The 21,030-nt window shown below is 62.0% G+C and carries 21 protein-coding genes, 1 tRNA gene and 2 pseudogenes; 19 read left to right on the top strand and 5 right to left on the bottom strand.

Annotated elements, in window-relative coordinates; translation table 11 throughout:
* Nucleotide 1: 1 nt before the first annotated feature.
* On the bottom strand, nucleotides 2–136 hold the full coding sequence (gene rpmH / locus PVW51_RS15285; RefSeq protein WP_037911188.1) for a 50S ribosomal protein L34: 135 nt from the start codon (nucleotides 134–136) through the stop codon (nucleotides 2–4).
* 295 nt (nucleotides 137–431) lie between these two features.
* Between rpmH and PVW51_RS15280 the strand changes: the two genes are divergently transcribed.
* The 4 genes from PVW51_RS15280 to PVW51_RS15265 all read left to right on the top strand — a co-directional run bounded on the left by PVW51_RS15280 (nucleotide 432) and on the right by PVW51_RS15265 (nucleotide 4,192).
* Nucleotides 432–1,175 (top strand): TVP38/TMEM64 family protein, encoded by a 744-nt coding sequence (locus PVW51_RS15280; RefSeq protein ID WP_274575908.1) that lies wholly within the window; start codon nucleotides 432–434, stop codon nucleotides 1,173–1,175.
* The gene (locus tag PVW51_RS15275; protein WP_274575907.1) at nucleotides 1,172–2,590 is read left to right on the top strand and encodes a dihydrolipoyl dehydrogenase family protein; all 1,419 of its coding nucleotides are present in this window, start codon (nucleotides 1,172–1,174) and stop codon (nucleotides 2,588–2,590) included. The genes PVW51_RS15280 and PVW51_RS15275 overlap by 4 nt, the downstream gene beginning before the upstream one ends.
* Before the next feature lie 63 nt (nucleotides 2,591–2,653).
* Complete coding sequence (locus PVW51_RS15270) at nucleotides 2,654–4,039, top strand: sensor histidine kinase (RefSeq protein ID WP_274575905.1); 1,386 nt, start codon at nucleotides 2,654–2,656, stop codon at nucleotides 4,037–4,039.
* Between the two features lie 76 nt (nucleotides 4,040–4,115).
* A tRNA-Arg gene (locus tag PVW51_RS15265) sits at nucleotides 4,116–4,192 on the top strand.
* Between the two features lie 293 nt (nucleotides 4,193–4,485).
* On the opposite strand, the gene PVW51_RS15260 is transcribed toward PVW51_RS15265, so the two are convergent.
* On the bottom strand, nucleotides 4,486–5,112 hold the full coding sequence (locus PVW51_RS15260; protein WP_274575903.1) for a poly-gamma-glutamate hydrolase family protein: 627 nt from the start codon (nucleotides 5,110–5,112) through the stop codon (nucleotides 4,486–4,488).
* Between PVW51_RS15260 and PVW51_RS15255 the strand changes: the two are divergent.
* From PVW51_RS15255 to PVW51_RS15245, 3 genes and pseudogenes are all read left to right on the top strand, one after another.
* Nucleotides 5,065–5,301 (top strand): annotated as a pseudogene (locus tag PVW51_RS15255) (transposase); the annotation flags it as partial. The gene PVW51_RS15260 and the pseudogene PVW51_RS15255 overlap by 48 nt on opposite strands.
* Nucleotides 5,302–5,529: 228 nt before the next feature.
* Nucleotides 5,530–6,891, top strand: coding sequence for an IS110 family transposase (locus PVW51_RS15250; RefSeq protein ID WP_274575902.1), 1,362 nt, complete (start codon nucleotides 5,530–5,532; stop codon nucleotides 6,889–6,891).
* A pseudogene (locus tag PVW51_RS15245) lies at nucleotides 6,892–7,803 on the top strand (IS3 family transposase); the annotation flags it as partial.
* Between the two features lie 593 nt (nucleotides 7,804–8,396).
* Here the strand turns inward: PVW51_RS15245 and PVW51_RS15240 are convergent.
* The gene (locus PVW51_RS15240) at nucleotides 8,397–8,813 is read right to left on the bottom strand and encodes a MerR family transcriptional regulator (RefSeq protein WP_274575901.1); all 417 of its coding nucleotides are present in this window, start codon (nucleotides 8,811–8,813) and stop codon (nucleotides 8,397–8,399) included.
* On the opposite strand from PVW51_RS15240, the gene PVW51_RS15235 reads away from it, so the two are divergent.
* The 4 genes from PVW51_RS15235 (at nucleotide 8,808) to PVW51_RS15220 (ending at nucleotide 12,106) form a co-directional block, all read left to right on the top strand.
* The gene (locus tag PVW51_RS15235; RefSeq protein ID WP_274575900.1) at nucleotides 8,808–9,638 is read left to right on the top strand and encodes an alpha/beta fold hydrolase; all 831 of its coding nucleotides are present in this window, start codon (nucleotides 8,808–8,810) and stop codon (nucleotides 9,636–9,638) included. The genes PVW51_RS15240 and PVW51_RS15235 overlap by 6 nt on opposite strands.
* Nucleotides 9,639–10,596: 958 nt before the next feature.
* Entirely contained in the window at nucleotides 10,597–10,974 is a 378-nt protein-coding gene (locus PVW51_RS15230; protein ID WP_274575899.1) for an ArsR/SmtB family transcription factor, read from the top strand.
* Nucleotides 10,971–11,450: an SRPBCC family protein gene (locus tag PVW51_RS15225; RefSeq protein WP_274575898.1), complete on the top strand. Its 480-nt coding sequence runs from the start codon at nucleotides 10,971–10,973 to the stop codon at nucleotides 11,448–11,450. The genes PVW51_RS15230 and PVW51_RS15225 overlap by 4 nt, the downstream gene beginning before the upstream one ends.
* Complete coding sequence (locus tag PVW51_RS15220) at nucleotides 11,447–12,106, top strand: glutathione S-transferase family protein (protein WP_274575897.1); 660 nt, start codon at nucleotides 11,447–11,449, stop codon at nucleotides 12,104–12,106. The genes PVW51_RS15225 and PVW51_RS15220 overlap by 4 nt, the downstream gene beginning before the upstream one ends.
* A gap of 211 nt (nucleotides 12,107–12,317) precedes the next feature.
* On the opposite strand, the gene PVW51_RS15215 is transcribed toward PVW51_RS15220, so the two are convergent.
* Complete coding sequence (locus tag PVW51_RS15215; RefSeq protein ID WP_274575895.1) at nucleotides 12,318–13,022, bottom strand: glutathione S-transferase family protein; 705 nt, start codon at nucleotides 13,020–13,022, stop codon at nucleotides 12,318–12,320.
* Between the two features lie 107 nt (nucleotides 13,023–13,129).
* Here PVW51_RS15215 and PVW51_RS15210 point away from each other — a divergent pair, with 107 nt between their 5' ends.
* Together PVW51_RS15210 and PVW51_RS15205 are read left to right on the top strand one after the other, a co-directional pair.
* The gene (locus PVW51_RS15210) at nucleotides 13,130–13,495 is read left to right on the top strand and encodes a winged helix-turn-helix transcriptional regulator (RefSeq protein WP_274575894.1); all 366 of its coding nucleotides are present in this window, start codon (nucleotides 13,130–13,132) and stop codon (nucleotides 13,493–13,495) included.
* Between the two features lie 346 nt (nucleotides 13,496–13,841).
* On the top strand, nucleotides 13,842–15,446 hold the full coding sequence (locus tag PVW51_RS15205) for a thiamine pyrophosphate-binding protein (protein WP_274575893.1): 1,605 nt from the start codon (nucleotides 13,842–13,844) through the stop codon (nucleotides 15,444–15,446).
* Here PVW51_RS15205 and PVW51_RS15200 read toward each other — a convergent pair.
* Nucleotides 15,443–16,270, bottom strand: coding sequence for a nitroreductase family protein (locus PVW51_RS15200; protein ID WP_274575892.1), 828 nt, complete (start codon nucleotides 16,268–16,270; stop codon nucleotides 15,443–15,445). The two genes, PVW51_RS15205 and PVW51_RS15200, sit on opposite strands and share 4 nt — an antisense overlap.
* 326 nt (nucleotides 16,271–16,596) lie before the next feature.
* On the opposite strand from PVW51_RS15200, the gene PVW51_RS15195 reads away from it, so the two are divergent.
* Genes PVW51_RS15195 through PVW51_RS15170 form a run of 6 tightly spaced genes read left to right on the top strand, consistent with a single transcriptional unit; the run spans nucleotide 16,597 to nucleotide 21,004 of the window.
* Entirely contained in the window at nucleotides 16,597–17,301 is a 705-nt protein-coding gene (locus PVW51_RS15195; protein WP_274576038.1) for a succinate dehydrogenase/fumarate reductase iron-sulfur subunit, read from the top strand.
* Entirely contained in the window at nucleotides 17,301–17,630 is a 330-nt protein-coding gene (locus PVW51_RS15190; protein ID WP_240312953.1) for a succinate dehydrogenase, read from the top strand. The genes PVW51_RS15195 and PVW51_RS15190 overlap by 1 nt, the downstream gene beginning before the upstream one ends.
* Entirely contained in the window at nucleotides 17,627–17,968 is a 342-nt protein-coding gene (gene sdhC / locus PVW51_RS15185) for a succinate dehydrogenase, cytochrome b556 subunit (RefSeq protein WP_274575889.1), read from the top strand. The genes PVW51_RS15190 and sdhC overlap by 4 nt, the downstream gene beginning before the upstream one ends.
* Complete coding sequence (locus PVW51_RS15180) at nucleotides 17,968–19,722, top strand: L-aspartate oxidase (RefSeq protein ID WP_274575888.1); 1,755 nt, start codon at nucleotides 17,968–17,970, stop codon at nucleotides 19,720–19,722. The genes sdhC and PVW51_RS15180 overlap by 1 nt, the downstream gene beginning before the upstream one ends.
* On the top strand, nucleotides 19,722–20,048 hold the full coding sequence (locus PVW51_RS15175) for a hypothetical protein (protein WP_274575887.1): 327 nt from the start codon (nucleotides 19,722–19,724) through the stop codon (nucleotides 20,046–20,048). The genes PVW51_RS15180 and PVW51_RS15175 overlap by 1 nt, the downstream gene beginning before the upstream one ends.
* Entirely contained in the window at nucleotides 20,045–21,004 is a 960-nt protein-coding gene (locus PVW51_RS15170) for a fumarate hydratase (RefSeq protein ID WP_269365925.1), read from the top strand. Before PVW51_RS15175 ends, PVW51_RS15170 begins: the two co-directional genes overlap by 4 nt.
* Nucleotides 21,005–21,030: the final 26 nt, after the last annotated feature.

Here is a 21,030-nt window from a genome sequence, read left to right as displayed (position 1 = left end):
TTTACGCGCTCAGCGACTTCCGGCCCTGGGCGCGGCGTGCGTTGATGATCTTGCGGCCCGCTTTGGTGGCCATGCGCGCACGAAACCCGTGACGACGCTTGCGGACAAGGTTCGAAGGTTGATAGGTGCGTTTCATCGCGTCGATCTCCAATAGGTCATTCGGGGCGCAGATTCGGCCCGTCACGTCAATTCAGACCCGCTCTCTAGTCAGGATGCGCGGGCAAGTCAAACCCTGCAAGCGGGTTTTCCCCCCTCTCTTGCAACAATTTATCCGTCGCGGCTGGTATATATTTCATTTCAGGCCGATCTTTCACGAAAGACCCCCGAAAAGCACACCTTGGTTCAAGGGGCCGTGATAGGGCTAGGCGCGGGCCGGGTTCCGGATCATCTGTGAGGCAGGCAGATAGGCCGGTTGCGGCGGAGAGACGGAAATGGCGGACAGGGCCGACGGAAAACACACCGGATCGCAGCGGGCGCGCATTGTGCCCCTGATCGCGATTGCCGTCGCGGCGGTGATCGGTGCCTTCACGCTGCGCGATTACCTGAGCTTCGACACGCTGCGCGACAACCGCGAGGCGCTGATCGCCTTCCGGGACAGCAATTACCTGGTAACCGCGCTGCTGTTCATGGCCGCCTATGTGGCGATTGTCGCCTTTTCCCTGCCGGGGGCCACGATCGCCACCCTGACCGGGGGCTTCCTGTTCGGCACCGTCCTGGGGACCGGGTTCAACGTGACAGCCGCCACCATCGGCGCGACCCTGATCTTCCTTGCCGCGCGCATGGGGCTGGGGCAGGTGCTCAAGGCGCGGCTGGAGGCTTCCGAGGGGCTGGTGTCCAGGATCGGCAAGGGCCTGGACGAAAACCAATGGTCGATGCTGTTCTTCATCCGCCTTGTGCCTGCGGTGCCCTTCTTTGTCGCCAATCTGATCCCGGCCCTGCTGGCGGTGCCGCTGTATCGCTTTGTGGTCTCCACCTTCTTCGGGATCATGCCGGGGGCTGTTGTCTATACCTCCGTCGGCGCAGGGCTCGGCGCGGTTTTCGCGCGCGGGGAAACGCCGGACCTTGGCATCATCTTCGAGCCGCATATCTTGTTCCCCATCCTCGGGCTCTGCGCATTGTCCCTGCTGCCCGCCGCACTCAAATGGGCCACGGGCCGGAAGGATGTATTGAAATGAACCGGATCAAGACGGACATTCTGATTATCGGCGCAGGCTCCGGCGGCCTGTCCGTCGCGGCGGGTGCGGTCCAGATGGGGGCAGATGTGGTCCTGCTGGAAGGCCATGAAATGGGCGGCGATTGCCTGAATTACGGCTGCGTGCCCTCCAAGGCGCTGATCGCCAGCGGCAAGGCGGCCCATGCGCAGCGTCACGCGGCGCCATATGGTGTGGCCAACGCCCCCGGCACCGTGGACTACGCCGCCGCCAAGGATCACGTCGCCGATGTGATCGCGCAGATCGCCCCGGTGGACAGCCAGGAACGCTTCGAAGGCCTGGGCGTCAAGGTGATCCGCGCCTATGGGCGCTTCATTTCCCGCGACGAGGTGCAGGCAGGCGATACGGTGATCAAGGCCCGGCGCATCGTGATCGCCACCGGATCATCGCCGCTGGTGCCGCCGATTCCGGGTCTCGATACGGTCCCCTATGAGACCAATGAAACCCTGTTCAAGCTGCGCGAGAAACCGGACCATCTGCTGATCATCGGCGGGGGCCCCATCGGGATGGAAATGGCTCAGGCCCATCTGCGTCTGGGCTGCAAGGTCACCGTGATCGAAGGGATGAAGGCGCTGGGCAAGGACGACCCGGAAACCGCCCGCGTCGTGCTGGACAGCCTGCGCGACGAGGGCGTGGTGATCGAGGAAAACGCCACCGCCGCCGAAGTGCGCGGCACGGCGGGCAAGATCGAGGTCGAGGCCAAGGATGGCCGGATCTTCAGGGGCTCTCACCTGCTGATCGCGGTGGGGCGCAAGGCCAATACCGACAAGCTGGATCTCGACAAGGCCGGGATCGAGCCGGCCAAAAACGGGATCAAGGTGGATGCATCGCTGCGCACCACCAACCGCAAGGTCTATGCCATCGGGGATGTGGCCGGCGGGCTGCAATTCACCCATGTGGCAGGCTATCATGCCGGGGTGATCATCAGATCCATGCTGTTTGGCCTGCCGTCCCGGGCAAAGACTTCCCATATTCCCTGGGCGACCTATACCGACCCGGAACTGGCACAGGTCGGGTTGACCGAGGCCGAGGCGCGGGAAAAACACGGCGACAGGCTGGAGGTGGTCCGGTTCCACTATGAACACAACGACCGCGCCCTGGCGGAGCGCAAGACCAAAGGGTTCATCAAGGTCATGGTGGTCAAGGGCAGGCCCCTGGGCGCCTCCATTGTCGGCCATCAGGCGGGAGAACTGATCGGCCTTTGGGCGCTGGCTCTGGCAAACGGCATGAAAATGGGCCAGATTGCAGCCATGGTGGCTCCTTATCCGACAATCGGTGAAGTCAACAAACGTGCGGCGGGGGCCTATTTCAGCCCGCGCCTGTTCGAAAGCGATCTTGTAAAGCGGGTGGTGCGGTTTGTTCAGCGATGTGTGCCGTGACAACGGGGGCCTGCGCGCCGGGGCGCGACAGCCCGCCCGCCGTCCCATGGGGGTGACGCAGGCATGCTGAATTCCCTGTCCGGCCGCCTGCTGATCCTGACAAGTGTTTTTGTCATGGTGGCCGAAGTGCTGATCTTCGTGCCCTCCATCGCGCGGTTCCGCGAGGATTACATGCTGCAGCGGCTGGAGCGGGCGCAGATCGCCTCGCTGGCGCTTCTGGCGGACGATATGCTGGACCCCGCGCTTGAGGCGGAACTGCTGGAAACGGCAGAGGTGTTCAACGTAGTCCTGCGCCGTGACGCGGTGCGCCAGCTCATGTTGTCTTCCGAGATGCCGCAGGCGATCTCGCAGACCTTCGATCTGCGCAATGCCACCGCGATGACATTGATCCGGGATGCGGTGATGCGCCTTTTCCGACGTGAAAACGAAGTGATCCGTGTCATCGGGGCACCGGTCCGGGATGCGGGGCTGCTGATCGAGATCACGATGGAAACCGCACCGCTGCGCATGGCGATGATCGACTATGGCCTGCGCATCCTGATTCTCTCGGCAGTGATTTCGGCAATCACCGCGACCCTGCTCTTCCTGACCATCCGGGCGATGTTCCTCAAACCCGTGAAACGCGTGGTGGGTCATATCCAGCGCTATGCCGAAGCCCCCGAGGACGCCCGCCGCATCATCGAACCCAAGGCGGGCGTGACCGAGTTACGCGAAGCCGAAGTCGCCCTGCGCACCCTGCAGACGGAGCTGACCCAGGCGCTGAAGCAGAAGGACAGGCTGGCGCAGCTCGGCGCGGCGGTGAGCAAGATCAGCCACGACCTGCGCAATATCCTGACCACCGCGCAGCTCTTTACCGATCGCATCGAAACCTCGGAGGATCCGGCGGTCAAACGGCTGGCGCCCAAGCTGGTGGGGTCGATCACCCGCGCGGTCCATCTGTGCGAAAGCACCCTGGCCTTCGGCAAGGCGGAAGAACCGGGGCCGACCCTGACCATGGTGCCGCTTGCCGAACTGGTCGAAGAGGTGATCGAGAACGAACGCCTGGCGACCCAGAGCACGCAGATCAGCTTTGTTGCCGATGTCGCCCCCGGCCTGAAGGTGCGCGCAGACCCCGAACATCTCTACCGTGTGCTCAGCAACCTGACCCGCAATGCCCGGCAGGCGCTGATGTCGGCCGGGACGGGGGGCGAAATCACCCTGCGGGCATCCGAAAACGAGACCAGCTGGAACATTGAGGTGGCCGATACCGGCCCCGGCCTGCCGCCCAAGGCGCGCACATTTCTGTACAAGCCGTTCCAGGGCGGCACCCGCAAGGACGGCACCGGACTGGGCCTGGCCATCGCGGCGGAACTGGTGCGCGGCCACGGCGGGCAATTGTCCCTGTTGAGCAGCGATGAAACCGGCACATGTTTTGCGGTCTGCCTGCCCAAGGGCGACGCCGCCGTCTGACACCGCCAGGAAATCCGCCACAGGTCAAAACTGGGGCTTGCAAACCCCCGCGCGGGCCACTAAACCGCCCGACAGTGGACCGATAGCTCAGCTGGATAGAGTACTTGACTACGAATCAAGGGGTCGGGGGTTCGAATCCTCCTCGGTCCGCCACTACCCCCCTGTAAGACGTCAGACGAAATTGGCTTCTACGTCATAAACTGACCCAATCACCGCGAACCGGATGATTGTGGATGAACCGCGAGTATCCGGTTCGTTCCACTTTTTACGTGATGCTTCGCTAGATCTTCAGAACAGCGATGCGCAAAAAGCATCTATACCTGCTGGGACCGCAGCGGGACCGGCTAAGGCGCGAACGCCCGAGCCTGTCATTGATCGCCTCCCTCTGATGCTGCAACGCGGTCCGTAGAAAAAGACATCTGTTGAAACTGCCGTATAGGCAGTGCTCAGATGGCGGACGCTGGTAGAACGGAAATTCGAACGGCTTCGCAGAAGGACTGGAGAAGGTTAGCATCGGCCACCAACTGGCTACGCAAGCGCCGTGAAATCTCGAGCTGCACACCCTCTCCCGCGCGCGTTCGGTTGCAGATATTTGTTCCTTCCAAACCTGGTAGCCTTTCGTTGAGCTCAGCCTTGAATCCTGCAGCGCGCAGAGAGTCTCCGACAGCGTCACGTAGTTTAGTGGCGCGACCACCCAACCAAACCGCGTCAGCCCCTTCGTTGCGCCTTCCATGGATAGCAACGGCCGTCCAACATCTGCCGACAAGTGAGACGGCTTCAGGTTCGTCGAAACGATGGGAAGTTATGTGGAAATGGCCGTGTGGCCCATTCCGTAGAGCCTCGAAGGCGTAGAACGAGATATCCGAGCCAGCAATTGCCTTGGCGATCTCAGATGTATCAGGCTCTATCCATCCGCCATGCGGTGCCAGAATGACTGTCTCTGAGCCACGATCCAACACCCGGATGTGAGGTGCCCCTAGATTTGTAGACGCTTTGCCGCCTAACTTTGAGGCGAGGAGATCAACATGGGGACAAGCAACTATAGCGACGAGTTCAAGCGCGATGCGGTGCATCAGATCACGGTGCGCGGGTATCCGGTGCGGGAGGTATCCCGGCGATTGGGCGCCAGCACGTACTCTCTCTACAAATGGCTGAAGCTGTTCGGGGAACCGACGCAGAAGGCGGTCGTGGACCACGAGGCGGAGAACCGGCGTCTGAAGCGCGAACTCGCTCGGGTCACCGAGGAGCGCGATATCCTAAAAAACCGTTCCGGGCCGCTGCCCGCCTGTGCGCGGTATAAACAGCCTGTGCTATGCTGCGCCCGAAGGGCAGTTGCCGATGGCTTATTGGTGGGCTGGACCCCGTTAAAAAACGTGGCACATGGGCCGATGCGCACTTGAGAGTGGTGACGCCGCCATCGCGGCGATCCCGGTTAGGAAGATGACGAACTTGCATGGCCCACGCCCTTCGCCCTGAACGGAGGAGATGTCATGACGAAGCGCAAATCCGGTGACCACCCGGACCTGAAGATGGTCAATGCCAATGCAGCCGCGATCGACATCGGCTCGACGATGCACATGGCGGCTGTGAACCCTGACACCGACATCATGCCAGTGCGAGCCTTCGGGACATTTACCCAGGATCTGCACGATCTCGCTGCCTGGCTCCAATCGTGCGGTGTCACCAGCGTGGCCATGGAGTCGACCGGCGTTTACTGGATACCGGCCTTCGAGATCCTGGAGGCACATGGCTTCGAGGTCATTCTGGTGAATGCCCGCTATGCCAAGAATGTGCCGGTTCGCAAAACCGATGTCAGTGATGCCGGATGGCTGCGCCAGCTGCATTCCTATGGCTTGCTACGTGGGAGCTTCCGCCCCGAAGCTGAGATCGCCACTCTGCGCGCCTATGTTCGCCAACGGGAACGGCTCACTGAGTATGCCGCCGCCCATATCCAGCACATGCAGAAGGCACTGATGGAGATGAACCTGCAACTGCATCATGTCGTCTCCGACATCACTGGTGCGACCGGCTTGCGGATCATCCGTGCCATTATCGGTGGCGAGCGTGATCCGGAGGCCCTCGCCGCGTTCCGGGATGTCCGCTGCAAATCCTCTGTGGACACGATCAAGGCTTCGCTGGTCGGCAACGACCGCGAGGAGCATGTTTTTGCCCTCACACAGTCGCTGGAGCTTTACGACTTCTACAAGGCACAGATCGAGACGTGCGACCGTAGGCTGGAAGCAGCGGTTGCAGCCCTGACGGTCCGGGCGGACGATGATCTGGCCCCACTGCCAAAGGCGCGGATCAAGGGCAAGCAGCACAATGCGCCGTCTTTCGATGTTCGGGCCGCACTCTACGGTGTGTTGGGCACAGACCTAACGCAGATCCATGGCCTTGGACCATCGTTGGCCCTGAAGCTGGTGGCCGAATGCGGCACAGACCTGCGCGCCTGGAAGAGTGCCAAGCACTTCACGTCCTGGCTCTGTCTGGCCCCGGGCAATAAAATCTCCGGGGGCAAGTTGCTATCCTCGCGGACACGACGGTCCTCCAGTCGTGCGGCCGCGCTCTTGCGCTTGGCTGCCGTAACGATTGGCAAAAGCGACACGGCCTTGGGTGCGTTTTACCGGCGACTGTCATCGCGCATAGGCAAGCAAAAGGCGGTGACGGCCACGGCGCGCAAGATCGCAGTCTTGTTCTACAACGCCATCCGCCATGGCATGACATATCAGGATCAGGGTGCCGCGGCCTATGACGAACGACATCGGCAACGCGTGCTCTCAAACCTCCAGCGGCGCGCCAAAATAATGGGTTACGCATTGGCGCCCATCCCAGAGACCGCAGGTGTTTCTTAGGAAGGCAACGGCGTACTTCGCGCGCGAGTCCCAATGAAGTACGCCTTCATCCGGGCGCATCGCGAAGAGTTTGGCGTCCGGGCCATGTGCCGGGTGCTGCGGGTCCATTTCAGCGGCTTCTATGCATGGCTTAAGGAACCGTTAAGTCACCATGCGCAGGAGGATGCGCGTCAGACGGAGTTGATCCGAAAGGCCTGGGCCGATAGCGGCAAGGTCTATGGCTATCGCAAGCTGACCGACGATCTGCGCGACCAAGGTGAACTCATCTCGGAGAACCGTGTTGCCCGACTGGCGTCGCTGGCCGGGATAGCCGCTCAGGTGGGCTACAAGCGTCGACCCGGCCGATATGGCGGCAGGCCTGCCGTGGTCGCCGAGAACAGGCTGGAGCAGCGCTTCGATGTACCCCAACCCGATCAGGTCTGGGTGACCGACATCACCTACATCAAGACCCATGAAGGCTGGCTGTACCTGTGCGTCGTCATCGATCTGTTCTCGCGTCGGGTTGTCGGCTGGTCCGCCCAGTCCCGCCTGACAACGGACCTGGCCTTGCAGGCCCTGCTTATGGCCGTGTGGAGGCGCAAGCCGACGCACCGGGTCACGGTGCACTCCGACCAAGGTTCGCAGTTCACCAGCCGGGAGTGGCAGACATTCCTGCGCCAGCATAACCTGGAACCTAGCATGAGCCGACGCGGAAACTGCCACGACAACGCCGTCGCCGAGAGCTTCTTCCAGCTGCTGAAGCGGGAGCGTATCCGCCGCCGCACCTACCCGACCCGCGATGCTGCCAGACAGGACGTGTTCGAGTACATTGAGATGTTCTATAACCCGAAGCGGAAGCACACGAACAACGGCATACTGTCGCCCGTTGATTTCGAGATCAGACAGCTGAAACTGAACGAGGCAAGTGTCTAGGAAACTAGGGGCACCTCAAGTTGGGGAGCCACCGCGCCGCCTTCTGGCAGACATGCAGTGGGATCCGCCTAATCCAGTCCCGCTCTCAAATGTCGCGCAACTCATAATAAATGGTGTCTGTCGCGCGAGAAATAGTTACTTCCATGGCGAAAAGTTCACTGGTGGACCGGCTGGGCAATGGGAGCGCGATGCCAAGCTCATAGAAGAAGTTCATGCCGTACTTAAAGAGGCTCAAAAATTCGCATTCAATTAGCCCGGAGACGTTGTTGGTCCCGTTTAGATAGCCCGAGCTCGTAGCCCGACAGTTTCTATCTTTACTGTGCCTCTGCCAATTCGAATGTCTGAAATGAATATGTTGTGCTGCAGAACTTGGACACTCGGGGAAGGTCGGGTCAGGGCCGAACAGGTCGATACGGTGACGCTGGCCGCAATACAGGCTCTCCGCGCTGCCGCAAGGCGGCTTTGAGTCCGTCACGACGCTTTCTGCATGGTGTTCAGGCAGCGGCTTTCAGTTCCGGTACGTTGCGCCAGTCTCACCGGTCGGCTGCGCATTGGCCGGAACAACAGCCCTTGACACATCCGCGAAGCGGAGGTCAGCCATCGCTCATCCGGTCTTCCGGCAGACCCGCCAGATAGGAAGCGATCTGTGCGCGCGACTGCGCGATATCCGCGAGCTTGCGATCAAGCTTGGCGACTTCGCCCTGCAGCCTGGCCCGCAGACGGTCGCAGGGATGAAAGGTCGGCTCAGGGCTTATTATGCAGGGCAAGAGGTCGTGCATCGCTTCGACAGTCAACCCGGCATCGGCCAGCTGCCGGATATGACTTGCCTGATCAAGATCGGCATCGGAATAATCCCGATAGCCGCTGACGGTCCGGTTCGGGCGCAAGAGCCCCTCGGCCTCGTAGAACCGCAACATCCTGACACTGATGCCGCTGCGGTCTGAAATCTCGCCAATCTGCACCTTGCTTTCCTTTTTTCGCTTGACCCTGACAGCGCTGTCATAGTGCATCACCCTTCCCGACACATCAAGTCGGAGAGTAAAACGATGTCGAAAATAGAAAAATTCAACCATGACGGCGCAGTGATCGGATATCGCGAGGATGGATCCGGCAGGCCGATTCTGCTCATCCATGGCACCGGCGGCGATGGTGCCGCGAATTTCAATGGGCTGATGCCCTGTCTCGCGGACAGGCGGGTTCTACGACCCGATTATGCCGGCTCCGGGCTTACCCAGGATCCGACCGGGGTGCTGACACTTGATCGCCTTGTCGCGCAGGTCATCGGCGCGGCGGATCACGCCGGGTTTGGTACCTTCGATCTGGTCGGTTTTTCGCTGGGCGCGGCGGTTGCGACACGACTGGCCGCTCTTCATCCGGAGCGGGTGGAGAGGCTCGTTCTTATCGGCGGCTTTGTCACGGGCGCCGACCCGCGGTCGCAGTTGCAGTTCCAACACTGGGCGCATTTGGCGCGCACTGACCCGGATGCGCTGGCCCGGCTCATGCTGCTGACCGGGTTCAGTCGGGATTTTCTGTCAGGAATAGGCGATCTTGAGGCGGTCGTCAGTGATATGGTCGCGGGTAGCAACTGGGACGGGATCGCAAGACAGTCCGAACTGGACCTGCGGGTGGATGTTTCGGGCGACCTCGGCGCGGTGAAGGCCCGCACCCTTGTCATCGGCAATCGCTTTGACCAGATGGTCGATCCGGCCGCGTCGGAGGCACTCGCGAATGGTATCGAGGGCGCAGTTTTGGCCTGGGTTGAAGGGCCACATCTTGCGCTGATGGAAACGCCAGAGGCGGTCGGGAACCTCATACAAGGCCATTTGGCAGTCTAGATGTCACCGCCAAAGCTGCCGTTACATGCTTTTTCGATGAGAATGGCAGCGGCAGCTTTGTCCCGCATCAGCGACATTCGTCCCCGGATTTTGCTGCGCAGCCCACGAACGTTCGCTTCGGGGAAGCCGCACTGCAGCGTATGTTGGCTCTCGACCGGCGGCTCAGGGCCGAAAGCGACGGTGTCACAGTTGCCGTCAGCCGTCTGGCGCGCCGCGTTGCCGCATGTCCGCTTCGAGCCTAGAGTGACGCGAAGCGCAAGCCGGGCCAGCGCCTGCCCGGGGTGGGCGATACTGACCTAGGCTCATGCCACTTTATTTCTCAACCTTGATGAATCTCATCGGGGACACAGACAGCCTCACCAAATCGCCTACCCGAGGGGCGGGCAGGCGATGGCCCGGCGCCTTCGGCTTGTTCCGGGCCTGGGTGCTCATGTTTGATGGCAGCAATGTCCGCTCTGCCGACCTTGGCGCCCTGGACTATGCTGCGCGGCGCCATGAAGGTCCGGTATGGGGAAGCCGCGCTGCAGCGGAGCCAGCTTGGCGAATGTCCGGAGAGGGCCGGAAGCGTCAGGAGACGTGAGGGCAGCCTTTCCGGGAACCATTCCCGATTCCCGCGCATAGCGAACCTTCGCGCGCTTGGTGCAGAAGGTCCTGTCTGGGTCGGAAGTGCTTGGCATTTGGGTCGGAATTGCTTGGCACGGCTCACTGACAAGATTCGGAAAATTCGCCGGAAAGAGTCGGAAATGCGCGGCATTCGACACCCCCTGTAAGACGTCAGACGAAATTGGCTTTTACGTCACATCGCTGACCCGGATCGCGGCGTGACCGCCGAAGGATGGGGCAGGGGCAGCGGTCATTCGTGAAAACTGCAGTGAAGGTCTGCTTTGAGGGGCGGTTTCAACGGATCAACACTTAAGTGGACACTTGACTTTTGTCAGGCGCGCTATAACTTAAGCGTATGGTTGAGCATTCCAAACAACTTGATATGGCGTTCCACGCACTTTCTGACGCAACGCGGCGCGGGATCCTTGATCATCTTTCACGCGGATCGGCCTCCGTAAGTGACCTGGCCAAGCCCTACGACACATCCCTTTCCGCGATCCATCAGCACGTTCAGGTGCTGGAGGCAAGTGGACTGGTTGTAACGGAAAAACGCGGCCGGGTCCGCGAATGCCGGATTTCCAGCGAAGCTGTCTTGCGCGTCGAAATCTGGTTGAGCGAACGTCGCCAGCTTTGGGAAGGGCATTTTGACCGGCTCGGAGAATTGCTCGAAAGCAACGAAACAACAGACATGGCTGCCGGTTCAGGCCAATCCGCCAAGGGAAATGAGACATGACCGAAAATCGCTTATTCCATGGGACATTTACACTGAAACGACTGTGGGCGGCACCGCCAGACCGCGTGTTCAGCGCATGGTCCGATCCGCAGATCAAGGCGCAGTGGTTCACCGGCCCGGCCGAAAAATGGACCCTGATGCGCCGTTCGATGGATTTTCGCGCCGGTGGTCAGGAAGTCCTGCAGGGGCGTTTCAACGAAAGCGGTCTGGAAACACTGTTCGAGGCACGTTTCCATGTCATCGAACCGGCCAAACGGCTTGTGTATGACTACGACCTTCACCATTCCGGCAGCTTTCATTCCGTGACGCTGTCGAGCCTGGAACTTGACGCAGACGGCGACAAGACCCGCGTCTCCTACACCGAACAGATTGTGTTCCTGGATGGAAAGGACGGCACCGCAGACCGCCGTCACGGCACCGGAATCCAGTTCGACATGATCGAGGCCACGCTTCAATCGCTGGAGATTCTTCAATGACCCTTGCGCTCTATGGGCATCCCTTTGCCTCCTTTGTCTGGAAACCGCTGATCGCTCTATACGAGCGCGGCGTCGCCTTCGACTTCCGAATGGTCGACCCCGATCACCCGGAGAACGCCGCTCGCATGGCCGCCCTTTCCCCCACCGGGCAGTTTCCGGCGCTGGTCGATGGCGACCGGGAAGTCACTCAAAGCAACGCTGTGGTCGAATATCTCGACCTGTTTCACGGCGACGCGCCGCCGATGGTTCCCGAGGATGTCCGCGAAGCGCTGGAGGCTCGCATGATCGCGGATGTGTTCGATGACTATATCCATGCGCAGACGCAACGGATCGTCGGTGACGCCCTGCGTGGCGAAGATGAGCGTGATCCCCGTGGCGTTGCCGATGCGCATGTGCTTATAGACCGCTGCTATGATTGGATGGAACCACGTCTGCAAGACACGGAATGGGCGACCTGTGGTCGTTTCACGATTGCCGATTGCGCAGCTGCTCCGGCGCTTTTCTATGGTGACTGGGTTCATCCGATTCCAGAGCGTTGCTCCGCGCTCGCCGCCTACCGGGCACGGCTTCTGTCCCGCCCCTCGGTGGCCCGCGTCGTCGACGAGGCGCGTCCCTTTCGATCCTTCTTCCCATTAGGAGCACCTGACCGAGATTAGGGCTCGAATGTCCGCTCCGTCCGCTCACCCGTCCTTGACCCATACCACGCCCAAAGTCTGGTTTGGGCCAGAGATGCCTGGCATTTGGGTCGGAATTGCCTGGCGCGGTCCACTGGCATGATTCAGCAAATTCGCCACCCTCGCGTCGCGGTTGCGTGGCGCCGGTGTTGAGCGCGGGCTGATGACGTTTCTCAGCCCGCGCTCGTGGCGTTTAGCTACCAAACCGCTCAATGACCTCGGTGAGATTGATGTGGCCCAGACAGGCGCCGCTCCCCGGGTTCATATCCCCGTTCTCAAGAGCGGTCGCGTAGATGACAGCCGGATGCGCTTCAATTCGCGCGCGAACAGCCGCAAGTTTTGGCCAGCGGCCTTTGTCAGCCAGTTCGTGGAAATCGAGCCAACGTGCGACACCGACCAAGAGGGCGTCAGCCAGCGTAGGGTGATCCGCGATCAGGAACCTGCTGCCCCCGATCATCTCTTCGAGCTTGTCGTGACGTTCGAAAACACCGTCCCGACCCCACTCGCTGAGTGCAGATCGTACCGCCTGATTCATGTCAGCCATTTCCATGGCCGCCCAAAGCGGTCCGAAAGATCCTGTAAAGCCGGTGTTGATGAAAGCCATCAACTGATGCATCCGGTCGGCTTCTCGCGACAGCGGGTCAAAACTGATGCTGCGCCTGGAATCCCTGGCTTCCAGCCATGATGCAATCGCCAGCGTTTCAGTCAGTACGTCGCCGTTGTCGGTGATGAGGACCGGCGTCTCAACCCGAGGATTGATGCGCAGATAGGATGGGTCGCGCATCTCACCGAACATATCGACACGGCAAAGACGGTAGGGTTTCGCCAGCCATTCAAGAGCTGCGACAAGCCCCATGGAGCTTCCAGACGGGAAGCCATAAAGTAGAATCGGTTCCATGATTTATACTCCGTAATCTCATGTCATCACGCTGCGCAGCGAACCCGAAACATACCGCCATGTACTCCGGGGTAAATTACGCACCTTTTTGTAACCATGAGGTCCCAATGAAAAATCTTGTGTCGCGATGCCCGATCGAAGAGGTCATGCAAATCCTGAGCGGCCGGTGGCCAACGCTGCTCATCTATTACTTGAAGACGGGCACCAGGAGGTTCAGCGATCTGCGCCGCGACAACCCGACGATTTCCCATAAGATGCTGGCACTGGAGCTGAGGAAGTTGGAGGATGCGGGGATCGTTCAGCGCAGGGAATTCAGCGGCTACCCGCTGCGGGTGGAATATGATCTGACTGCCGACGGACATGATCTGGTGCCGCTGATCGACGCGTTGGGAAGTTGGTGGGAAGACCTCGAAAATCGAGACGCACCTCGGAACATGACTGATGCGAACAACGCGGCGCGAACCGCCCGGTGAGCAACGATCAGGCACTCCCGCGCTGTCGTTCATCGGTGCTGCATGTGGCCCGTACCATGCCGGGGCCGCAGTGCGACCGGTTCAGTCGCGCATGGCCGATATCGGAGCTTGAGCCCGGGTGCCCCTCCATTCAGCGCAGCTTGCCAAGGCCGAAGCTGCCATAGCACCAGTGTCACGGTGCAATTTCTCCACCACCCGCTGTCGAAGGCGTTTTTGGGGTGATCGGGACTTTGTAAGTTCTTCATGCCCTCAGGGGCCCTTGCGGCAGGGGCTGCCACAAAGGGGATGGACGGGGCGGGAAGGATAGGTTCAGGTCGCGGCGGCATTGATCACGGGGGGAGAGAACATGATGCGCGGTGCAGATCTATTGGTAAGAACGCTGGCATCCGCCGGCATCACCCGCATCTTCGCGCTGTCGGGGAACCAGATCATGCCGATCTTCGACGCCTGTTTCGATGCCGGGATAGAGATTGTCCATACCCGTCACGAGGCAGCGGCGGTGTTCATGGCGGAGGCCTATGCGCAGCTGACCGGAACCGTGGGCGTGGTCCTGGTGACCGCGGGGGCAGGGGCGGCAAATGCGCTGGGGCCGCTGTTCACCTGCTCTGAATCAGAGACGCCGGTGCTGCTGCTGACCGGCGATTCTCCCATCGGTCAGGATGGCAAAGGCGCTTTCCAGGAGCTTGACCAGGTGCCGATGACAGCGCCGGTGACCAAGCTGTCGTTCCGTCCGACCCGCGCGGCGGACTTCGGCGTTGAGACGGCGCGTGCCTTGCGGGTCGCGCTTTCGGGGCGGTCGGGACCGGTGCATATGGCGCTGCCCTTTGACCTGATCGAGGCGGATGTGGGCGATGTCGATGTGCCCCGCGCGGTCACGAAAGAACCGATGGGTTTGTCGGCCTCCGATGCGGCGGCGATTGCGGCGGCCGTCGCCGGAGCGGCGCGGCCCCTGATCATCTGCGGCCCGGCGATGAATGCCACACGCAATCCGGGCAGGCTGGAGGCGCTGGAAGCGGCCCTTGGCGCGCCCGTTGTGGTGATGGAAAGCCCGCGCGGCCTGAAGGACCCGGCGCTTGGCGACATCGGCAAGGCGCTGGGGCAGGCCGACCTTGTCGTTGCCCTGGGCAAGCGGATCGACTTTACCCTCGGGTTTGGCGGCGCGGCGGCGTTCCATGCCGATTGCCGCTGGATGGTTGTTCAGGCCGGCACGGAAGAGCGGGACCGGGCGCATCGCAATCTTGGCAATCGGCTGGCCGCCTGTTTCGCCGCTGATCCCCGGGACAGTCTCGGTGTTCTGATCGAGGCCGGGCAGGGAGGGCACGACCAGTGGCGGGCCGATGTGGCGGCGCATCTGGGACGGCGCGGGTTCAGCACCGCCGACATGGTGCCTTCGGCGCGGATCACCCCTGCGCAATTATGCGCCGCCGTGCAGCGGCAGATCGACAGGGCGGCGCAGGCCGTGCTGATCTGTGATGGTGGTGAGTTCGGCCAGTGGGCGCAGGCCGCCACGCGGGCGGAGCGCCGGGTGATCAACGGGATTTCCGGGGCGATCGGGGGCGGGCTGTGCTATGCTCTGGGCGCCCGCGCTGCGGCGCCGGATGCCGCGATCTTTGCGCTGATGGGGGACGGCACGGTTGGTTTCCATTTTGCCGAGTTCGAGACGGCAGCGCGCGCTGGGCTGCCGTTTGTCGCGGTGATCGGCAATGACGAACGCTGGAACGCCGAACATCAGATCCAGCTGCGCGAATACGGCCCCGAACGGCTGATCGGCTGCGGGCTCAGCAGGGCGCGCTATGATCTGGCCGCCAGGGGGCTTGGCGCGCACGGGGAATATGTGACAGAGCTTGCCGGGCTTGACGAGGCATTGGCGCGCGCGGTGCAAAGCGGCAAACCCGCTTGTGTCAACGTGCTGATCGAAGGCCTGCCCGCCCCGAGCGGCGCTGCGCATTAATCAAGGCGGAAACCCTTGCCGCGGATGAACTGCGCGAAGCCTTTCCGTTCCGGCAGGCTGTATTGACGGGCCTTGTCCATTGACCATGTGTAGCTGTCGCTGGTGCCGTAAAGGTCGGTGCGGCGCTGATTTGCATAGGGTTGCCCGGCGGCGCGCTCCGCGTCGTAGGCCGCGATGTCTGCGGTTGTCGTCTCGCTGAAACGGTCCAGGTGAAGCGTCGCCCGCAGGGGCAGGCGGGGGCTGATCCGGGGGGCAGCAGCGGGTTGGCCGATGGCCAGCGCGGCAACGGGAAACACATGGTCCGGCAGCCCCAGAATATCGCTTGCCTCTGCCGCGCGGTTGCGGATCGTGCTGATCGGGCAGCAGCCGAGGCCCGCCGCCTCCGCTGCGATGACGAAACTTGCCAGCGCGATGCCCGCATCCACACTGGCGTTGAAGAACGCGTCGAGATGATCGTTGGCAAAGTCGAGCCCCTGCATCTCATGCAGGTGACGCTGGCGGCGGTTGTTGGCACAGAAGACCACAAGGGAGGGCACCTGCGCCGTCCACGCCTGGTCAGAGACAAGATCCAGCAGCCGTGACTTCTGTTCCGCATCATCGACGATCACGATGTCGCGCTGTTGCAGGTCGCTTTTCGACGGCGAGGCGAGGGCGATTGCGCCGAGCGTTCTGAGCGTTTCGAGAGGGAGAGGATCAGGTTCGAATGACCGGCAAGAGCCCCGTCCGGCAATGGCCTGCAGGGATGAAACCTGCGCCAGGTCCGCAGCGACCTGCGGCGCATCGGAAAAGCGCGCGGCGAGGAGGGCAGAGAGGTGGTCACTCATGAGACGTCAGCACCGGTTGCACAGCAGGGTGCGCCGCCATCAGCGCGCGCTGCGCCATTATGCCCGGAAAGGCCGCCGCCGACCGCAGCCATATGGACGGGCGATGCGGCCGTTTCCCCGGTGTCGTACAGCGTCAGCATGCGGTTCCTCCCTGGACTTCCGGGGCGATCATAGCGGCCGGCAAGCAATTGAAAAGGCTGCGTTAATGTAATCAAATCTTAAGAAACGGGTAAGTCTTTATTCCTTTTTGTTAGAAAAACAATCATCTATATTGCCGCGGAACCACCCTGGAACCGATGGAGAGACGCTTGGCCAATGAAACCCATATGTCTGTCTCGGTCTGGCGCGGCGACGCCGTGGGGTCCTTTCAGCCCTTTGAAGTGAAGGTCGAGGACAACCAGACCGTGCTCGATGTGGTTGCCTGGATCCAGCAATACGCCGACCCGACCCTGAGCTATCGCTACGCCTGTCGTGTCGGCATGTGCGGATCCTGCGCAATGATGGTGAACGGCACGCCGCGCTGGACCTGCCGGACCCATGTCAAGAAGGTGCTGGTGGACGGCCACATGGAAATCGCGCCGCTGCGCAACCTGCCGGTGATCAAGGATCTGGCCACCGATATGGACCCTTTCTTCGACAAATGGGTCGCGGCGGAAGGGGTCCACCACCCGACCCTGACCCGCAACGACCCGATCGAGGCACTCGACCCTGCGGAGGCCGCGCGGGTCGAGAGTGCGGCGGGCATCGAATGCATCAATTGTTCGGTCTGCTATGCCGCCTGCGACACGGTGGCGAACAATCCCGATTTCCTCGGCCCCGCCGCATTGCAACGGGCCTGGAGCGTCTACAACGACAGCAAGAACGCGGACAAACAGGCGGTGCTGGACGCGGTGTCGGGTGTTGGCGGTTGCCACAATTGCCACAGCCAGGGCAGCTGCGCGGTGCATTGCCCGAACGCGTTGAACCCGATGAACGCCATCGCCGGCCTGAAGCGCGAAACCGCACGCAATTTCTTCAAGAGGCGCTCCTGATGACGCTTGGTCTTTATATGGCGCAGCGGATTTCGGCGCTGATCATGGCACCGCTGGTGCTGCTGCATATCGGTGTGATGATCTATGCCATCCAGGGGGGGCTGTCCGCCGCCGAAATCCTTGGCCGCACAAAGGGCAGCATCCTTTGGTTCGCGGTCTATGGCACATTTGTCGCCGCCGTGTCCGTGCATGGGGCGATTGGCCTGCGCACGGTATTGTCGGAATGGATGGGCCTGCGGGGCGGCACCCTGAATGCGGCGGCCTGGGCCATTTTCGCCCTGCTGCTGGTCCTTGGCATGCTGGCTGTTCACGGGGTGACGGCGAGATGAGGCGCGGCTACCGGAACCATACCCTTTGGGCCGCCTACCTGTTGCACCGCCTGTCCGGTGTGGCGCTGGCATTGTTCCTGCCGGTGCATTTCTGGGTGCTGTCCTATGCGCTGAACCAGCCGGAACACCTCGACGGGTTCCTGCGCTGGAGCGAGATGGGCATCGTCAAATTCGCCGAATTCGGCCTGGTCTTCCTGCTGGCCGCGCATCTGTTCGGCGGCCTGCGCCTGATGGCGCTGGAATGGCTGCCCTGGACATCGGGCCAGAAGACCGCCGCCGCCGGTGCGGTTGCCGCGTCGACGCTGATTGCGGGCGTTTTCCTGATGAGGGCCATCTGATGCAGATCGAGAGACATGATACCGATATCCTCATCCTGGGCACGGGCGGCGCGGGCATGTTCGCCGCCCTGCACGCCCAGCAAAGCGCCCCGCCGGGGACGAAGATCACAATCGCGGTGAAGGGCCTGATCGGGAAATGCGGATGCACCCGCATGGTGCAGGGCGGCTACAACGTGGCGCTGGGCGGTGGCGATACCGTTGAGCGGCACTTCATGGACACGATCAACGGCGGCAAATGGCTGCCCAATCAGGATATGGCCTGGAAGCTCTGCGAACAGGCGGTGGTGCGGATCCGCGAACTGGAGAACGAGATCGGTTGTTTTTTCGACCGCAACCCGGACGGGTCGCTGCACCAGAAGGCCTTTGCCGGGCAGACGGCGGACCGCACCGTGCACAAGGGCGACCTCACGGGGATCGAGATCATCAACCGGCTGATGGAGCAGGTCCTGTCGCGCCCGGTGGAGAAGTTGCAGGAACATCGGGCAATTGGTCTTGTCCCGACAGCGGACGGCAGCGCGCTGGCCGGGGTTCTGATGATCGACATGCGCAGCGGCAGGTTCCGCTTCGTGCGGGCCAAGACCGTGATGATGGGCACCGGCGGCGGGCCGACCATGTACAAGTACCACACCCCCAGCGGCGACAAGACGATGGACGGTCTTGCCATGGCCCTGCGCCTGGGCCTGCCCCTGCGGGACATGGAGATGGTGCAATTCCACCCCACCGGCCTGCTGGCCGGGGACCACACCAAGATGACTGGCACGGTGCTGGAAGAAGGGCTGCGCGGGGCGGGGGGGCAATTGCTCAACGGGGCCGAGAACCGCTTCATGTTCGACTACGACCCAAAGGGCGAGCGGGCCACGCGCGATGTGGTCAGCCGTGGCATCTTTGCCGAGATGCGCAAGTCGAACACCAGCGAACACGGCGGCGTCTATATCTCCATGTCGCACCTTGGCCCGGACAACGTGCGCGCGAAATTTCCCGGTATGGTCAAGCGCTGCGCCGACAGCGGTTTCGATCTGGCCGCCGGCAAGGTGGAGGTGGTGCCGACCGCGCATTACTTCATGGGCGGCGTCGTGGTCGACCCCGACACGCGCACGGCGATGGAGGGGCTTTACGTCGCGGGCGAGGACGCGGGGGGCGCGCATGGTTCCAACCGCCTCGGTGGCAACGGCGTGGCAAATTCCACGGTCTACGGTGGCGTTGCGGGTGATGTGATGGGGGCGGACATCCGGCGCATGGGCGCGCTCCGTGACCCGGACGAGACGGTGCTGGAGGCAGAAATCGCCCGCGCGCTGCGGCCCCTGTCGAACAAGGTCGCCCCGATCCAGCCCTTGCGCGACAAGTTGCAGGACGCAATGTGGGAGGACGTGGGCGTCATGCGCACGCAAACCGGCCTGGCGCGCGGATTGACCCGGATCGCGGATATCCACGACGAACTGTTGCAGGCCGGCGTGGCCGGTGACAACCTGGCCTTCAACCTGACCTGGCATGACTGGCTGAACATGGCCTCGCTCTGCGAAGTGTCGGAGGTCATCGCGAAAGCAGGTCTGGCGCGGGAAAACTCGCGCGGCGCACATTTCCGCGAGGACTTTCCCGACAGCGGCGCGATGGAAAGCAGCTATTTCACCGTGGCGCGGCAGACAGGCGGCACGCTCGATGTCAGCCGCGAGGACGTTCAGTTCACGATTGTCAGACCGGGCGAGACGATACTGCCCGAAAACGAACCCGTATCGCTGGTGGAGGCTGCCGAATAATGGACATCCTGCTTCTGATCTTAAGCGTTCTGGGCAGCGCCGCCGTCGCCTTTCTAACCGCGAAATGGTCGGCGTATAACAGTATGACGAAGCTGCGCGAAGAGATGAAACTGGACTACTCGATCGAAACCGCAATCCGTCACCTTTTGGAAAACCCAAACTACAAGAAACGAAGCCTCAAGAAAATCAAACATCACCTCCGCGGTTTTCGCGACGACAATGAGCTGCGCATGGCATTGATGCGCGCCGGTGCAGTGGCATTTTCAGGGACGGGTGACGAAGAACAATGGGGCCTATTGTCCCGAAATCCGGAGGACGTGAAGTGATCCCCATCGATATCATCCAGAAGACCGCGGAAACCCTGATGGACAAGGCCGCCATCGAAATCCCGCAGGATTACCTCGACGGTCTCAAGGCCGCCGCCGAGGTGGAGGACGGCGATCTGTCCTCTTTCGTGCTGCAGGCGATGCTGGAGAATTACGAAGCCGCCAAGGAGGACCGCCGCGCGATGTGCGGCGATACCGGTACGCCGCGCTGGTACGTCAAGATGGGCAACGACACCCGGATCGAGGGCGGACCCATCGCGCTGGAGGCGGCACTGCGGCGCGCCACGGCGAATGCGACCAACGGCGTGCCGTTGCGGCCCAACCGGGTCCATCCGCTGTGGCGGACGGACCACAACAACAACGTCGGCATCGGCGCGCCCGAGATCGAATATGGCTATGAACCGGGCGGCGAATGGATCGACCTGATCACCGTCCACAAGGGCGGGCTGTTCGGCACCGATTACCGGATGCTTTTCCCCTCCGACGGGATCGAGGGGATCAGGCGGTTCTACCTCGACAGCCTCATTGCCTTTGGCAAACGGGGGCTGGCCTGCCAGCCTGCCATCATCGGCATCGGGCTGGGCGGCTGCAAGGATACCTGCATGGTGCTGGGCAAGCGCGCCGCCTGCCTGCGCACGGTCGGCAGCGAAAACTCCGATCCGAAAATCGCCCGGCTGGAGCGGGAATTCAAGGAGCTGGGCAATTCCATCGGCATGGGGGCGATGGGTTTCGTCGGCAAATCCATGGTCGTCGATTGCAATATCGAGGTGGGCTATTGCCACACCGGCGGGATGCAGATGTCGGTTCACGCCTTCTGCCTGTCGTCACGCCGGGCCGTTGCCCGCGTGTTCCCCGACGGGCGGGTGGAATACCGCACCGACCCCGACTGGTTCACCGACTATCAGCGCCGCGAAACGGTGGAATGGGACGCCCCGGCGATGGAGGCTGCGGAATGACCGAAATCCTGACATCGGAGGCCCGT

Source organism: Sulfitobacter sp. PR48, assembly GCF_028807335.1.
Taxonomy (GTDB): Bacteria; Pseudomonadota; Alphaproteobacteria; order Rhodobacterales; family Rhodobacteraceae; genus Sulfitobacter.
Note: the sequence above shows the minus strand (reverse complement) of the source record. Positions and strands in the feature narration are given on the sequence as shown.

Coding starts and splice junctions, on each gene's coding strand:
- PVW51_RS15225 (WP_274575898.1), top strand. CDS start 10,971: ATGACCGAAAATCGCTTATTCCATGGGACATTTACACTGAAACGACTG.
- sdhC (WP_274575889.1), top strand. CDS start 17,627: ATGAGGCGCGGCTACCGGAACCATACCCTTTGGGCCGCCTACCTGTTG.
- rpmH (WP_037911188.1), bottom strand. CDS start 136: ATGAAACGCACCTATCAACCTTCGAACCTTGTCCGCAAGCGTCGTCAC.
- PVW51_RS15195 (WP_274576038.1), top strand. CDS start 16,597: ATGTCTGTCTCGGTCTGGCGCGGCGACGCCGTGGGGTCCTTTCAGCCC.
- PVW51_RS15260 (WP_274575903.1), bottom strand. CDS start 5,112: ATGCACCGCATCGCGCTTGAACTCGTCGCTATAGTTGCTTGTCCCCAT.
- PVW51_RS15250 (WP_274575902.1), top strand. CDS start 5,530: ATGACGAAGCGCAAATCCGGTGACCACCCGGACCTGAAGATGGTCAAT.
- PVW51_RS15200 (WP_274575892.1), bottom strand. CDS start 16,270: ATGAGTGACCACCTCTCTGCCCTCCTCGCCGCGCGCTTTTCCGATGCG.
- PVW51_RS15215 (WP_274575895.1), bottom strand. CDS start 13,022: ATGGAACCGATTCTACTTTATGGCTTCCCGTCTGGAAGCTCCATGGGG.
- PVW51_RS15190 (WP_240312953.1), top strand. CDS start 17,301: ATGACGCTTGGTCTTTATATGGCGCAGCGGATTTCGGCGCTGATCATG.
- PVW51_RS15205 (WP_274575893.1), top strand. CDS start 13,842: ATGATGCGCGGTGCAGATCTATTGGTAAGAACGCTGGCATCCGCCGGC.
- PVW51_RS15280 (WP_274575908.1), top strand. CDS start 432: ATGGCGGACAGGGCCGACGGAAAACACACCGGATCGCAGCGGGCGCGC.
- PVW51_RS15230 (WP_274575899.1), top strand. CDS start 10,597: ATGGTTGAGCATTCCAAACAACTTGATATGGCGTTCCACGCACTTTCT.
- PVW51_RS15220 (WP_274575897.1), top strand. CDS start 11,447: ATGACCCTTGCGCTCTATGGGCATCCCTTTGCCTCCTTTGTCTGGAAA.
- PVW51_RS15270 (WP_274575905.1), top strand. CDS start 2,654: ATGCTGAATTCCCTGTCCGGCCGCCTGCTGATCCTGACAAGTGTTTTT.
- PVW51_RS15180 (WP_274575888.1), top strand. CDS start 17,968: ATGCAGATCGAGAGACATGATACCGATATCCTCATCCTGGGCACGGGC.
- PVW51_RS15175 (WP_274575887.1), top strand. CDS start 19,722: ATGGACATCCTGCTTCTGATCTTAAGCGTTCTGGGCAGCGCCGCCGTC.
- PVW51_RS15240 (WP_274575901.1), bottom strand. CDS start 8,813: ATGCACTATGACAGCGCTGTCAGGGTCAAGCGAAAAAAGGAAAGCAAG.
- PVW51_RS15210 (WP_274575894.1), top strand. CDS start 13,130: ATGAAAAATCTTGTGTCGCGATGCCCGATCGAAGAGGTCATGCAAATC.
- PVW51_RS15275 (WP_274575907.1), top strand. CDS start 1,172: ATGAACCGGATCAAGACGGACATTCTGATTATCGGCGCAGGCTCCGGC.